Source organism: Nonomuraea sp. NPDC049625 (assembly GCF_040675285.1).
GTDB lineage: Bacteria > Actinomycetota > Actinomycetes > Streptosporangiales > Streptosporangiaceae > Nonomuraea > Nonomuraea angiospora_A.
The window spans coordinates 71,983-86,320 of record NZ_JBFAOQ010000028.1 but is presented as its reverse complement, the minus strand read 5'-3'; the positions used below and the strand labels follow the sequence as shown (position 1 = coordinate 86,320).

Sequence of the window (14,338 nt, the reverse complement as noted above, 5' to 3'; positions counted from 1 at the left end):
ACGTCTGGCGATCGACAGCAGCTTCCTGTGGGAATTCGGCAAGCTGAACCAGCCGATTTCAGTTCCGCAGGTCCGCACGCATCACGAGCTGGCCAGTCGGTGATCAGCGTGGACATCTAGAAGAACGAACTGATCGGACCGTTCAAGAACGCCCGGGCGGCAATGGCTACCGAGTGGTGAGCCGGCGCCGGTCAACGTCTAGTACTTCGCCGAGTCCGCGGCGGGCCAGGCGATCGCGTACAGCGCGCATGTCAGCCAACCGGCGCCGGAAGCTCTTGAGATCGCCGGGCGCAAGGCGTTGCTGTCCAAGAGGCACGGGAGGGCGATGTGCAAGCTGGATGATGCCCAGCTCGCGTATCTGGAGCAGGTCCTGGATGAAGAACGGATGGCATACGGGTTGCCAGGCCGGTGCTGGACACTAGCTCGGATCGCCGAGGTGGTCGAACCGCCTCTTAAAGATCGGCTCCACGGTGGACGGGGCGTTACCTGCTCCGCTGGATCGGCTGGAGCTGGCAGACCCCGGCCCAGCGCGCCGCCGAACGGGACGAGCAGGCTCAGTTGGCGGGCAACGCTCAGGTACGCCGCCCGACAGCACCCTCGACGCTCGTCACCAGAAGATTTCCTGCATCACGCTGCCGTTCTGGTTGACCCGCATAGCCACCCCGATCAGCCGCCATACAGCCTCGTCGGGTGTACGGCCGAGTGCGTGGTACTTGTGGTTGAAGATCATGAGAGTTGCGACATGCCGCAGGTCCGGCAATGCTGCATCCTTGTAAGGATCTTGGGGATCGTCGGGATCGCGCTCGACGACTTCGATCCCGTACAAGCCCAGCTGCTTGTGCAGGTGGGGAAGGTTCACTGATAGGACGAGGTCAGGCTCTTTGGCTGCGACCTCTGCATACTCCTGTACCTGCTTGATTACCCCGGCAAGTTCCTTGAGGATGAGGCTCCGATCAGGTGAGGAGACGCGCCAGGTGTCCAGCAGGTCCTGGATCCGGGCGGCATGGTCGGCGCGCATGATTTCGCTCAGCAGATCCCAGGCTGCTTCCCGGGCTTCCTGACGCGTGTAGGGGGAGTCGTCGATTTCCTCCTCCTCTTCGCCGGAGCGGGAGATCTTCGCAGCATCGCGGTTGCCGACCGACTGTGCGGATGTTGATGGCTGACTGCGCGTCGTGGCCGAGTCGGTATCGGGGCGTGGATGGGGCGGTGGTGGTTCGTGGTTCTGGCCGTGAGAGCTTGCGGCGAGGTCGGTGGCACGGGCGGCTTCCACCCACAGCGGTCGGAAGTCCTCTGGGCTTGTTTTCAGGGCTTCTGCCACGAGTTCGACTTGCCCCCAGCGGGGGAGCTTCTCGCATCGCAGCACCGCTCTGGCAGTGGTGTGGCTTAGGGCTTTGCCGGTGCGGCGTTCGATCTCGCGGTAGCTCGGTCTGCCGCTGTGTAGGTACGCATGGCTCAGTTGCTCGCGCAGCGCGGCCAACGCCGCGGCAGCGTCGTCCGTGCCGGGCGGGACGGCTGCGGGTTCGGTGGGAGAGCTCATGATGGGTCGAGCGTCCCAGAGTGGAAGAAAACGTAAAACCCACTTTGAGAAAGTCGCCCGCGCCTGGTGTGAAGTGTCAACCTCTGTCAGCGAACGCGGCCAGATGGAAGGATGTGCGCCCGCGGTGGAAGACCTTGGCGGAGATCGGAAACGCCCTCGTTCCTGCCTCCATGCTGGGGAGTACGTCCCCTACTGCGAGGACCGCGCCAGCGAGGCGCACCCGCGCCGCCCCTTAGTACCGGACACGGCGCAGGAGCACCCGCGAGGTGCCCCAACCACGGAAGGAATACCCCCACCAATGATGCCGCAACTTGCCCTGGGCGCCCTGGTCCTGCTGTCTCTGTTCGCCGTCCTGGCCGGCGTCTACCTGTACTCTGCTGACCAGGGCCGCCGCGACCGCGCCTGGCGCCTCCTACGCCTGCTGCTGCCGCGCCGATAGCCCCCGCCACGGTCTGGGCAGGCTTCGGGCTAGCTCAGGCCTTCATGCGAAAGTCGCTGACGGCGTCTTGAGACCGAGTTGCGCACCCACGATGAGCTCGGTAGGAAGGTTCGCAGCGTCGACGATGACAAGCGAGAGCACGACTGGCGGCGGACCATTCGAGACCGGCCATTGGAAGCGCAGCACGACGACTGTGCCGGCTACTTCCTTCTACACCTGGTACGTCCTGGTCGGAGATCATCCGGAGTTCCATGCGTTCGCCCGGCACGTTAGGTATGTTCACTCCGGCCTGTCTGAAGCTGTTCGGCACCCCTTGAAATTGTCAGCCCACGTGGAGCGACGCGGAGCGGTCGGCAGTTTTGGCAAGCAGGTGGGTGTGAAGGAACGTGCTGATGGCCTCGTACGCGGTCAGTTCGTTGGCGCGGTTGGTGAAGCCGTGTCCTTCGTCGGGGTAGATGTCGTAGCGGACTTCGACGCCGCGTTCGCGCAGCCGGGCGACGATCTGGTCGGATTCGGCTTGGGGGACGCGTGGGTCATGGGCTCCTTGGAGGACGAACAGGGGAGCGTTGATGCTGTCGGCGTGGGTGACGGGACTGCGTGCCAGGAGGTGTTCGGCCCGCGTGTCAGGGTCGCCGAGGACTGTGGCGACAAAGGTCTTCCAGGTGGGAGGCGACGCCTTCGCCAAGGTGAGCAGGTTACTCGGACCGCACATGGAGACGCCCGCAGCCCAGGGGTAGGGGAGACGGGCCAGGCAGGACAGAGCAGCGAAACCACCGTAGGAAGCGCCCATGACGGCGAGGCGGTTCGGGTCGGTCCAGTCGAGGGTGTGGAGGTACTTGACGGCGTGGTCCAGGTCGTCGAGGTCGATGCCACCCCAGTCGCAGTAGATGAGCTTTTGGTGGGCGGTGCCGTAGCCGGTGGATCCGGCGAAGTTGGGGGCCAGGATGGCGATGCCCTGATGGAGAAGATGCTGGTAGAGACCCGAGCGGGCGTAGAGGGGGCGTTCCTGGGATTCCGGACCGCCGTGGATGGACAGCAGGACCGGGTGAGGGCCGGGGCCGTCCGGGCGGTAGAGCAGAGCGTGGACGTCGCGTCCGTCGCGAGCCGGGTAGGTGATCAGCTCGGGGGCGACGGGGTCGATGACGTGCAGTGCCGGAGGGCGGGTGTCGGTGAGGTAGCGGAACTCGTGGTGGGCCAGGTCCAGGACCGCTATTTCCGCCGGCCTCGCCGCGGAGTTGATCAGGACGGCCGCGAAGGAGGCGTCAGGCGCCAGGGACAGCGCGGAGATGACGCCGGGCGGGATGCCGGGCAGCGAGATGGGGCTGCCATCGCGGTCGGCGTGCAGGCGGGAGCTGCCGCCCTCGTTGACTGACCAGATGCGGACTCCCGCGGCGGCGTCGAGGACCTCGACGTCCCAACTCGGGCGCGCGATCGCCTGCAGGGAGCTGGCTGCGAGGTCGTAGAAGGCGGCGGCGGTGAACTCGCTCCAATGGTCGGTGAGCAGGTGGAAGCCGCTGGAGTCCGCCGCCCAGGCTCCGGGCTCGAAGAGACCCTCGCCCAGGGCGGATGTCATGCAGATCGGCGTGGCGTTCGGGTCGCTCAGGTCGGTGAGATAGATGGCTATGTTGGTGTTGGAACGGAACCCGGTCGCCAGCAGCCAGCGGCCGTCGGGGGAGAGGCTGACGGCTTCGAACGCGACCCCTTGCGGGGGCGTGAAGCGGCGGAGCTCACTGCTCTCTAGATCGTGGACGATGAGGTCCTGAGCGGAGGGGTCGCGGTCATTGGCGGTGTAGGCCAGGAAGCGGCCGGTCGGGTCGAACGGCGATGTGGCCAATACACGCTGACAGTCCGGACCGGAGCTGATCTCGGTCAGGCCGCTGCCATCCAGAGCGACGAGGTAGATGCGGAACTGCTCATCCCCGTTTTCGTCGGCGGTGAAGACCAGTCGGCCCCCGGAGGGGGTCCAGGCGATCTGGCGGACTGTCCGGTCGTCGAAGCCCGCCACGCGGCGCGGCTCGCCACCGGCGACGGGAACGACCCACAGGTCGTAGTGCCCGGAGACGTGGCTGGAGTAGGCGACCAGTTGGCCGTCCGGGGACAGCGCAAGGGTGGGCTGGAAGCGTTGCTGGGGAACAAAGTCCAGGTATTCGGGCATGTGACAGGGCCTCTCGGGTTCAGTTGATCCAGCCGCGGCGCGCTGCTGCGGCTCCGGCGGCGAAGCGGGTCTCCACGTCCAGCGCATCGCGGATGGCGGTCCAGTGTCTGCGCATGGTGTTGACGCTGATGTCCATCCGCCGGGCAATCGCCTCGTCGGATAGTCCTTGATTGAGCAACTGCAGTACCTGCGACTGCGCAGGGGTGAGTGGCCCGACGGCTTCCGCGCTTCCGAAGGGGATCGCCTTCTCCCAGAGCAGTTCGAAGTACTCGCGCAGCGCACCGACGATGACGGGCGAGCGTACGAGCAGAGCCCCGCCCATCCCTGTGGGCGTCAGCGGAAGGAGCGCGACTGCCTCGTCTGCGAGCTTCATCTTCATCCCGATGCGAGGCAGCAGCCGCGCCTGTTCCCCGGCTTCCACAGCAGCCTCGATCGTCTTCGCACCGATTGGATGCTCTGCGCAGCGGGTCTCGTAGATAGCCCGGCATTGCACCTGGCCCTCGAAGACTGGTAGCGGTACGTACCCGGTGGAGTCCTCGACGGGCGCCTCCAGGACGTAGTTGTCCAACGTGAGCCAGTCGTGCCGCGCGGCGTTGATGAGTGCGTAGGACAGGCGGCTGATCTCGTCCCGATCGGTGACGATCTGCACGAGCCGGTCCATCGTTGAGTTCGAGGATGCCGCGGCCGGCGTCTGGTGGAACTCCCTCAGTCGCTTGTGTCCAGCCAGCAACCGCTCCTGATCGCTGACGAGACGGCGTGAAAGGTCTGTCAAGACGCCCTGCAGCGCGAGTTCTGGGGGAGCCGGGACGAGACGCGGCGGCATCGAGGGGCCGTCCGGCCGGCGATGCGCCATCCCGCGGGCCGTAAGTTCCGCGACCTGCTCACTGCTTCCAAGCAGGGACGCGGCGTCGTCCTCAGGGCAGCCGCCCTCCGTGAGCAGCATGGAGTACGACACGAAGATCTCTTCTGGGACGACGCCCTCCAATAGGCGCTGCGCTTTGACCTGATCCTGTCCGTCCACCGTCACCTCCGATCAGAGAGTAGTGGTCCCAACACGTGTTGTGATGGCCCTCCTTGCCGTGTCGGGCGATGAGTGCTTCCGAGCGATGGTGAGTTCTCACCATCGAGCGCTGTGCCGCAGAGGCCCGCTGTCATAGGCGTTCTCGCTGCTCCGGACACCGCGCCCCCGCCAGTAGCTGCCGTGGAGAGTTTCACCACCTCCGATGCGGTGCCGCGCACGGTCTGATCAGTGCGAAGGCTCAAAAGCGGCAGGGAGGCAGTATGCGGCGGCAACTCGTCGAAGACGTAGCGAGGAAGCTGAGTGCAGCGGTTGCGGCGTCAATTCTGTTTGGCGTCGGTTCGCCAGCCAGTGCGTTGGCTAACGCAGAGCCTTACTGTCCGCAGGTGGGCCGGGCGCCACGTCAGGTGTACGACATCGAGAAGTTCTGTGCGTTGGTGTATGGCGACCTGGTGGAAGGCCGGGCGCTGGATCTCGTGGAGTTGCTGGAACGGTCGCAGCGCAATCCGGTGCATGCCTCGCTCTCTCCTAAGCCGCAGAAGGTGTCGAGGCCACGCGAGGTGGTTTCTACGGTGAAACAGCCTGAAGCGGAGCCAGCCAAATTTCGTAGGAGGGATGCCGAACCGCGCATGCCGCGTGAAAGCGGCCGGGAAGCTGGCCGGGCTCCGGGTCGCGTTCTCAACCGAGATCGTCAGGCAAGGGCTAACCGTCACCAGCGCCCACGAAGGAACGGTAGGGGGCCATCGTCCACGACGGTTCTCACACCACCGGCTCCATCGGAAACGCCGTCGGCATCGGCCTCCACGTCTTCCTCTGTGCCTGCGCCGGGCGATGCGGTGAGGCCGAGGCCAGGGCATCTGCCTGAGGCGATGGGTCCGCTGGGTGCTGCGCTGGCGTTCGGGCTCATGCTCATGGTCCTGAGCGCTGCGCTTATCGGTCGTCTACGGTCCTGGCCCGCGCAGGCGAGCGCGGGCTCCTCTGCCTTGAGCCTGCCTGGCGGTGTCGCCTGTCCACGCGGTATCGATGGTCGCAACGGTGAGGACCCTGAAGTACCCCCGGCGGTTGTCCTGACATCCGCTGGGGCGCAGGCGCCTGCGGTCGACTGCGTGACGACGGAGTCGTTTGCCGTCGTTGAGGGCAGTGAACCTCTGGCGGTGCCTACGGCGCAGCTTGACCAGCCCAGCTCCGGCCTGGCAGAGGAGGAGGCTGAGGCGCCCCTCGTGCCAGGTGCTTCAGCCGTGCTGGGGTCGAGGTTCGTAGCGGCGGCGGGAAAGGCGAAGGTCGAGGTGCTGGGGGTACCGCGGCTGTCGTATGGCAGGGCAGAGGTCTCCTTCGGCCGTGCCGAGGCGCGGGAGTTGTTCGCGTTGCTTTCGGTGTCGCGGGACGGAATTTCGGCGGAGGGGATCGCCGAGACGCTGTGGCCGGGGGAGGTTGGCGGGCGCCGGTTGGAGTCGGCGGTGCGGGAGATCAACCGGGCTATGCGGCAGGCGACGGGGTGCGCGACTGGCGTGCGGTTCGTGCTGAAGTCCAGGGAGCGGCGACTGCTGCCCGCGGCATCGTTCGATGTGGACTTTTGGCGGTTCGAGGACGCGTGCAAGCTGGCCTCGATCGCGGCCGAGGACGCTATGCGGGTGGCGGCGTTGCATGAGGTGCTGGCCTTGTATCGGGGGCCGCTGCTGGCTGGGAGTGATGATCTGTGGGTTCTCCCGTTGCGGCAGGCCGCTCAGCGGCAGGCGGCGGATGCCGCTGAGCGGCTGGCCGAGCTGGTGCGGGCCGAGGATCCAGGCCGGGCGGTGGACGTGCTGCGGTTGGCGGTCGAGCGCATCGATCCATGCAGCGAGACGTTGTGGTGCCTGCTGATGTCGGTTCAAGGCGAACTCGGGCGCCTGCCCGCGGTACGGCGTTCGTTCGAGCTGCTGAGGGAGCGGCTGGTGGGGATCGACGCGGTGCCGAGTACGCAGGCGCGGCAGGTATATGAGCGGTTCATTCGTTAACCGGGCCCGTCGAAGAGCGGCGGATAGTAGAGACCTGGCGGTGCCCCGGCCGAGGCTCTCTCTTCTTCGTGAAGAATGCGCTGGTCGTGCCCTGCGTAGGTGGCCAGCACCTCGGCCGTGAGCAGATGGGCGGGGCGGGTCCCGTAGATGCGGGCCAGCAGGCAGAGCGTGGAGACGGAGGGTCGCCGGCCTGCTTGCGGCCAGTTCTCGTAGTCGTAGAGGCGAGACTCGCGCAGTCCGGCCCCCATGGTGCCGGCGAGCTGGTGGAAGACCTCGATTGTCTGCCCCGCGGTGAGTCCGGCGGCATGCCGGTAGAGGCGGAGCGGGGTGGAGGGATGGTCGAGGCTGAGGATGACGGCGATCTGGTCCACGGTGAAGCCGTGCCGGCGTAGGTATCGGCTGCGGCGGCGGCAGTCGAGAAGCGTCTGGTATCCGGTACCTGACATGCGTTGACGTCCCCTTTCCTGCCCACGCGCGGTGGGCGCGTCGGTGCCCCGCATTCGGGATTGGGGGACGGTAGGCGGCCTTTGGGGAGGGGCTCCAGTCTCCGCGTGGGGTGATCGCCGGGGTCGGTCTCGGGTGTCGGCGGTAGTGGGAATGGTGTTGCCGCAGGCCGGGGTGGGTGGGCGCGTGGTGGCGGGTTGGGGATGTGATTCGGGCGGCGAGGTGAGTGATCGTGCAGGCCGCTCCCCGGATTGGGCCGGGGGCGTGACCGAAGGGACATCCGCATGGACACACGCACACAGCACGCCACGGCCGACTCGAACCCTCTCCTCGTTTCGTCGACGTGCCAGCGGCCGTCAGCGGTGGAGGAGTTCCCGGATCTGGCGCCAGGACTGGTGATGTCGACGCTGCGCGCCTCGCAGGTGTGGAGCGGGATGGCCTGGCGGCGGGCCTTTCCCGGGCGAGGAGATCAGTCGGCTCCCGCGCGCCGCATGGTGGGCCAGCTTCTGGCCGACACCGGCCGGGTGGATGACGCGCGGTGGGTGACGGCCGAGCTGGTCAGCAACGCACTGCGGCACTCGCGTTCGGGCCGGGAACGGGGGTTCTTCGTGGTCGAGGTGCTACGCGGCACAGACGTGGCCCGGATCGTGGTCTATGACCTGGGCGGCGGCCCATCCCCGGACTTCTCTCGCGCGCCTGGCTCAGTTCCCGAGGCGGCCGAGCACGGGTGGGGTCTGGCCGGGGTGGCTGAGCTGGCGGCCCGGACAGGGATGGCGGGTGATGCGATCACGGGCCACGCGGTCTGGGCTGATCTCGCGCTGGAGCCGGTCCCTACTGGGCCGAGTGAGCCGATGATCACCGGCGAGGTCGCCTGCCCCCACCGTGCCTTCGTGGGGCAGCAGGGATCATCAGGCGATGTACCGGATGGTCGGCTGAGCGCCTTGCGGGAGGGCGTGATGATTTCGGCGAGTAGACCAGGGCCGATTGGCGAGGAAGGAGCTGCTGGCCTGGACCCTTCCGCAGGCCTGTGGGAGGCGAGCTGAGGCCGAACGCGGACCAGGTGTCCGCATTCGGGCAGGAACTGTGGGCGCGGCAGGCGTTGGCAGGATTGCGCCGGGATTGGCCCGACTGGGCTTTTCTGGTGGTGCGGTATCGGTGGCTGGCGTTGCGCGGCAAGCAGGCGATGATCAGCGCGACTGGACCGGAGGAGCTGCGTCAGGCCCTGCCGCCGATCCCGCCCAAGCCGGGCCTAATGGAGCCGGCCTCGGCCGGGTCCGGTCCGGTCGAGCATGGCGAGAGGGGGCCCAGCACGGCTCTACCGGCCTTGGCCGAGTTGCTTTCGACGGAAATGGATGTGAACCAGGCGAGATCGAGAACGTCACCGGCTTCGGCGTTAGCGGCGGGAACTGATGGGGGGCACAGGGTCGATGGGCCCGGGACAGGGCTGAGCGGCACTGTGGCGGCTGTTCGGTCAGCGTCGCGGGAACGGTCCGGGACAGGCACGTGGGCGGTTGTCGCCGCTGACCGGGCGCGGGTGGCATGGTGGCCGCACGGGTGGGGATGGTGGCCGTGGTGCAGGCGTCGGGACCGATCGCGGAACAGTTCGCGTGTTGGGAAAGGCGCGCGTCCGTCCGGCCGGGACGGGCCGGTGAGTGGGTCTCGCCCTCGACGAGTCCGGTCGAGGTCCACCGTCGTGGCAGCCGCCTGAGTGGTGGAACATCCCGCGCGTGGCGGGCGGGACGCGCGCTTGACACCTGGGGTGCAGGTGGGCGTTGATGCCGCTCCACCCGCCCGGCGCGGAAGGGGACCGGGCGGCCGGACGGGCCGGGGTGGGGGCCGCCCATGGAGGGGAGAGGCGAGCCCACCCTTGCCCACGGTTGCGGATCGGGCCTCGCATTGGTGTCTGAATGGGGACTGATTTGCGCACTGGAAATAGGGATAGCGTTCGGATTGGCAATTAAGGCCGCTACCCCCATCCGGATTTGTTTTCGCGGGTCTTGCCGGTTCTGGCCGGTGCGTTGGGCGGCCCGACTCGTCTAAAGACGAGTCCCTGAATATGTGCGCGCGTGTGTTGTCATGGTCGGCTGTGCTCTTTGTGTCCCCTCCTTGCTTGCCTTGGGGTCTTGGCCTCCCTCCCCGCTGCTATTTGCTGGCCTGCGGCCGAGGCCGCAGGCCAGCCGGCCCCTGCGCTGACCTTGGCCCGGATGGCGCTCACGTCTTCGTCCTGAGGGCTGTTTCGGTGTCCGACATGCGTCGGGGCGGTACGGCCGGGGCTGGCGCGGTGTCGGTGCGCGGGGCCGGGAATCGCCTGAAGACTTTACCTTGTAGCGGCGAGAAAAAGTCCCATGGTCTATGGGTGTTGGCGTTGTCGAGATAAAATAAGAATGTCGGCGAGAAAAGCGGAAAGGAAAAGAAGATGGTTTATCCGTCGGGGGACTGGGATGGCGAGTTCATGGCGGTGACGGCTGTGGACGTTCGGCCCACGGATGTGGTGCTGAACCCGGCTCGGTACGTGACGGACACGGTATGCCTACCGGGCGGCGTGATCGACATCTTCCGTCCGGCCGACCCGTCACGGGCGTGTGAGGGGTGTGGCGCGGGGCCGGGGGAACCGTGCGAGTGGGACTGTTTGGGGTTGGCGGCGTTGGATGACGCGACCGGCTACGGGTTCGCCGACGTCGGCTGACCGGTGAGGGGACGCGTGCGGCCCCGGTATCGCCGTAGGGGCGATGCCGGGGCCGTTCGGTTGTCGGGGGAGGTCAGGTGGTGGCTGGTGGGTGAATGGCGATGTGGGCGGCGATCAGGGCGGCTACGTCGGCGGGCGTGGTGTCGGTGGGGATCACGGTGACGGGCGTGGGGGCATCCGGGTTGGCGAGTCTGAGGTAGGACCATGCGATGGTGAGCGGGGTGTTGGGGGCGACGGGGATCTTCAGCATGACGAGGTGGCCGTCGGGTGAGCGGTAGTGCTGATCAAAGGTGGCGTCGTGGAGGGTGCCCTGGGAGAGCCGGTGGAAGCCGTGTTCGGTGAGGGCGCGGGTGTAGGGGACGGTCTCGCACATGTAGTCGGCGATGGCATCACGGCTGGAGTAGAAGTCGCCCAGGATGTCGGTCATGTCGTCGGCGATGGCGTCGAAGTCGGGATTATCATCGATGTCGCAGGTAGTGCAATCGTCACAGTTGTCGTGTTGGCCCCTCAGGTTGAACATTCCCTCGTAGGTGCAGATTTCCAGCAGGAACCCGTCGTCGCCGCGTTCGGTGGGCACGATGATGGGTTGGGCGTGGCGGTCGTTCCACATGATCGACCAGCCGGGGCCGTGGGCGGCTAGGGCGCGGGCGTGCGCCGGTTCGACTTCGAGGTAGTGGGGGCTGTCGGGGAAGCCGGTGTCGTTGGGAGCGCGGTAGCCGGTGGCGGTGTGCGGGATGAGTCCGGTGGCGGCGGCGATCAGTGCGGCGACGGCGGCGGGCGGGGTGCGGCGGGGAACAGTCACGGTGTACGCGGGGTCTGTGCCAGAGCGGGGGTCGGCGATGGTGATCGTGATGGGTGTGATCGAGTCGGGGAAGTACGGCATGGTGATCGAGGCGGTCGCGCCCGTCGGGGTGATCCGGTATGCGGTGGTGATGTAGCCGTCGTTAGTGGCGGGGTGGCTGACCTGGTGGCGGTGGATGCCGTGGGGGCGTAGGGCGGTGGTGTAGGGGCCGGTTACGCGCATCATCTTCTGGGTGTGCCGCCATTGGCTGAGGCGGGTGCGGGCCTGGCCGGTGACGTCGGCGGCGATGGTGGCGGGGTTGGCCGGTTGGCCGCGCCGGGCGGACTGCTCGTGCATGGCGGTGGCGTCCTCGTAGTTGATGATCTCGAGGACGGTCCCGTCGTCGGCTACGTCGGCGGTTGCGGTGAACACGTCGTGTCCATCCCACATCAGTGCCCGCCCGGGGCCGCTGGCGGTCAGGCCGCGTATGTGGGCAGCGTTCACGTTGATGGCGTCGGTGGCGGCGATTGCGGGTGCCATGCGTTTTCCTTTCGTTTCCCCGGCTCGTTATTCGGGTGCGGTTTGTCGGCGGTGTTTCCCGTCTAATTCCATGGACGCTCGATCGCGCATGAATGTCAACCGGGACGCATGTTTATCTGCGAGATTTCGCAATCGGGAATCGGGCAAAACGGCGTCGTTCGCCGTCGTCCGGTGGAATGCGGGAAGAGCCGGGCCGGCGGCGAATGTCAAGCCGTCGTGGGAGCTTCTCGCGAGATGTTTTCGCAGGTCGTATGTATTGTTAGTTAGGTTAGCCTCTCCAGTCGTTGGGGTGACGAAAAAAGTTTCCGGGTCGGCTTGCTTCCCCGTTGCATGCGAGGGATGGTCGTCGCACAAACAAAACACCGGTCCGGAATCGGGGCCGGTAAATGCGACCGGAAAGGGCGTCACGCAATGGCTATCACCACCCCGGAAAAGACCGCTGACAAAACGATTTCTGCAGCCATCGACGCCGCGCCCGTGATGGCCCCTGACGGCCCCGGGACTGTCCCCCCGGACGCTGACCCCACGGCGGGCGTGGACGCGCGGGCGGCGGCGGTGTGGGCGGCGCTGAACGCCCAGCCGGGCGCATCCGCCACGATCATCGGCGCGGCGGCCGATCTGAGCCGGATGGTCGCGGGCAAGATCCTCAACCAGTTCGAAGCCGACGGACAGGCCCGCCGTGAGCCGGGCGGGCAGGACGCCCAGACCCGAGGCCGAACCCCTGACCGGTGGTATGCAGTCACCGGCGAAACCCCCGACACGGCCCCGGACGCCGAAGCATCGCTCGCCGAAGACGACGCGGACCTCGCGTCCGCCCTGGACGGGGAGGCGGTCACCGACACCACGGAGACAGCCGATGCCATCCCGGCGGACGAGGACGAGCCGACCGACGATGGACCGGCCGAAGAGCCGGATGGTCACACGGACGAGACGAACGGCGGGACCGTCTCAGTTGTCCCCACCGACGCGTCCGAGGCCACATCCGAGCCGGTTGCGGCGGAAGATCCGGCGTGGACGCAGGCACGAACCGAACTGATCGAACTGGTCAACCTCCTAGGCAGGGTGGTGACGGAGAAGGACACCCACGACGACACGGTGGTGGCGTTGGGGTGTCTGGAAATGGCGGTGGCGAAGGTCGCTTCGGTACACCGCAATGCGCGGGCGGTGCTGACCGGCATCGTCGCCGCCCCGGCCCGCGCCACGTCCGCCCGGCCGAGTGGGGGTGTGGGCGGCGGCGTACGGCCGGGCGCGTTGCGCGACCGGGTACACGCACACCTGATCGAGTTCCCGGGGAAGGATTTCACCCCGTATGAGATCGCGAGGGTGTTGGACGCCTCGTCCGGTGCGGTGGCCAACGCGTTGGACCGGCTCGTCAATCTCGGTCACGCGGTGCTGACCTGTGAGCGGCCCCGCCGGTTCGCCCTCGCCCCCACCGCCGAGGCCCCCGCCCCGACCGAGCCCGGCGACACGGACACCACGGGTACCGACAGTTACGGCGACTGAGCCCGGGAGGGCGGGCCACTCCACACCGGCCCGCCTTCCCGGACCCCCAACCCGGTCGAGGTGCCTTACCGACGCCTATGGGCAATCCGACCGCCACGTACGGCAGCCCCGTCCCCTCGCGCCGAGCGGTAAGCGACCAGCCGGCCCCCACTTCGCCACATTCGACATCGCGTCTGTTTCGCATGCCCACAGATCAGAAAGGCACTGTCATGGCTCACGAGATCGAGATCTTCGCCAACGGTTCGGCCGGGTTCGCCGCCGCAGGGAAGCCGGGCTGGCACCGGCTCGGCTACACCGCGCCCGGCCCGATGACCGCCGAGGAACTCCTGACCCGCGCCAACCTCGCCGGATGGAACGTTCGAAAGGTGCCGATCGGCCAGGTCACGGACCCTGTCACCGACCAGCCGGTCACCACGGACGAGGACTTCCTCGTGGTGCGCACCAACCCCGTCACCGGTCAGCCCGAACGGCTCGGCCGCGTCGGCAAAGAGTACGAGGTGCTGCAGAACGAAGAGGTCACCGCCTTTCTGCAGACCCTCGTGGACGAGTCCGGGGCTGTGTTCGACACGGGCGGGTCTCTGAACAATGGGCGGCGCATCTTCGTCACCATGCGGCTGCCCGAGCCGCTCATGGTCGGTGGCTTCGATCAGCTCGATCTATACCTGGCGGCGTTCTCCCGGCATGACGGGTGGGGGTCGTTCGTCACGGTCGCGACGCCGGTACGGGTGGTGTGCGCCAACACCGAACGAGCCGCGCTGGCCAACCACGCCTCGAAGTTCACGGTCCGGCACACCGGCCGCATTGCGGGGCGCATCGCCGAGGCGCGCGATGCGCTGAAGCTGACGTGGCGGCACGGTCAGGCGTTCGCCGCCGAAGCCGAGAAGCTCCTTGCCATGCCGATGGATGTGAAGGAGTTCCGGCAGTTCGCCGCCCGCCTCCACCCCCTGCCCGCCGACGCCAAAGAGCTCGCGAAGCGCAATCACGACCTGACGATGCGGGAGCTGGAGTACCTGTTCACCACTGCGCCCACGCAGGAGCCGATTCGCAACACGCGGTGGGCGGCCTACAACGCGGTGACCGAGCGGCTCGATCACAAGAGCCCGGTGTTCGGCACCCGCGACGTGGCCACCGTGCGCGCTGAGCGGGCCCTGCTCGACGACCACGACAACGCGAAGATCAAGACTCGCGCGTTTCGGCTCCTCGCCACGGCCTGACTACCGAAGAGCGCCCTGTACGGCCCC

The 14,338-nt window shown here is 67.3% G+C and carries 11 protein-coding genes and 1 pseudogene; 7 read left to right on the top strand and 5 right to left on the bottom strand.

What is annotated here, in order from left to right; all coding sequences use genetic code 11:
• Nucleotides 1–480: 480 nt before the first annotated feature.
• A pseudogene (locus tag AB0J87_RS59495) lies at nt 481–648 on the top strand (winged helix-turn-helix domain-containing protein); the annotation flags it as partial.
• Here the strand turns inward: AB0J87_RS59495 and AB0J87_RS59490 are convergent.
• The gene (locus AB0J87_RS59490) at nt 608–1,537 is read right to left on the bottom strand and encodes a hypothetical protein (protein ID WP_363984161.1); all 930 of its coding nucleotides are present in this window, start codon (nt 1,535–1,537) and stop codon (nt 608–610) included. The pseudogene AB0J87_RS59495 and the gene AB0J87_RS59490 overlap by 41 nt on opposite strands.
• Before the next feature lie 298 nt (nt 1,538–1,835).
• On the opposite strand from AB0J87_RS59490, the gene AB0J87_RS59485 reads away from it, so the two are divergent.
• Nucleotides 1,836–1,976 carry a hypothetical protein gene (locus tag AB0J87_RS59485; protein ID WP_363984159.1) on the top strand — a complete coding sequence of 47 codons (141 nt, stop codon included), beginning with the start codon at nt 1,836–1,838 and terminating at the stop codon, nt 1,974–1,976.
• A 322-nt stretch (nt 1,977–2,298) separates the two neighbouring features.
• Here AB0J87_RS59485 and AB0J87_RS59480 read toward each other — a convergent pair whose 3' ends face one another.
• Both AB0J87_RS59480 and AB0J87_RS59475 read right to left on the bottom strand, forming a co-directional pair.
• Nucleotides 2,299–4,131 (bottom strand): S9 family peptidase, encoded by a 1,833-nt coding sequence (locus tag AB0J87_RS59480; protein WP_363984157.1) that lies wholly within the window; start codon nt 4,129–4,131, stop codon nt 2,299–2,301.
• 19 nt (nt 4,132–4,150) lie between these two features.
• Nucleotides 4,151–5,152: a LuxR C-terminal-related transcriptional regulator gene (locus AB0J87_RS59475; RefSeq protein ID WP_363984155.1), complete on the bottom strand. Its 1,002-nt coding sequence runs from the start codon at nt 5,150–5,152 to the stop codon at nt 4,151–4,153.
• A gap of 1,103 nt (nt 5,153–6,255) precedes the next feature.
• On the opposite strand from AB0J87_RS59475, the gene AB0J87_RS59470 reads away from it, so the two are divergent.
• Nucleotides 6,256–7,143 carry a bacterial transcriptional activator domain-containing protein gene (locus tag AB0J87_RS59470; protein ID WP_363984153.1) on the top strand — a complete coding sequence of 296 codons (888 nt, stop codon included), beginning with the start codon at nt 6,256–6,258 and terminating at the stop codon, nt 7,141–7,143.
• On the opposite strand, the gene AB0J87_RS59465 is transcribed toward AB0J87_RS59470, so the two are convergent.
• Nucleotides 7,140–7,589, bottom strand: coding sequence for a helix-turn-helix transcriptional regulator (locus tag AB0J87_RS59465; RefSeq protein WP_363984151.1), 450 nt, complete (start codon nt 7,587–7,589; stop codon nt 7,140–7,142). The genes AB0J87_RS59470 and AB0J87_RS59465 overlap by 4 nt on opposite strands.
• A 282-nt stretch (nt 7,590–7,871) precedes the next feature.
• On the opposite strand from AB0J87_RS59465, the gene AB0J87_RS59460 reads away from it, so the two are divergent.
• Nucleotides 7,872–8,630: an ATP-binding protein gene (locus tag AB0J87_RS59460; RefSeq protein WP_363984149.1), complete on the top strand. Its 759-nt coding sequence runs from the start codon at nt 7,872–7,874 to the stop codon at nt 8,628–8,630.
• A 1,373-nt stretch (nt 8,631–10,003) separates the two neighbouring features.
• Nucleotides 10,004–10,273 (top strand): hypothetical protein, encoded by a 270-nt coding sequence (locus tag AB0J87_RS59455; protein ID WP_363984147.1) that lies wholly within the window; start codon nt 10,004–10,006, stop codon nt 10,271–10,273.
• 73 nt (nt 10,274–10,346) lie between these two features.
• Here AB0J87_RS59455 and AB0J87_RS59450 read toward each other — a convergent pair whose 3' ends face one another.
• A complete protein-coding gene (locus AB0J87_RS59450) occupies nt 10,347–11,594 on the bottom strand; it encodes a hypothetical protein (protein ID WP_363984145.1) in 1,248 nt (415 codons plus the stop codon).
• Between the two features lie 411 nt (nt 11,595–12,005).
• Here AB0J87_RS59450 and AB0J87_RS59445 point away from each other — a divergent pair, with 411 nt between their 5' ends.
• Nucleotides 12,006–13,097, top strand: a complete 1,092-nt coding sequence (locus AB0J87_RS59445; protein WP_363984143.1) for a hypothetical protein — start codon at nt 12,006–12,008, stop codon at nt 13,095–13,097.
• Between the two features lie 77 nt (nt 13,098–13,174).
• Nucleotides 13,175–14,311, top strand: a complete 1,137-nt coding sequence (locus AB0J87_RS59440; RefSeq protein ID WP_363984141.1) for a DUF932 domain-containing protein — start codon at nt 13,175–13,177, stop codon at nt 14,309–14,311.
• Nucleotides 14,312–14,338: the final 27 nt, after the last annotated feature.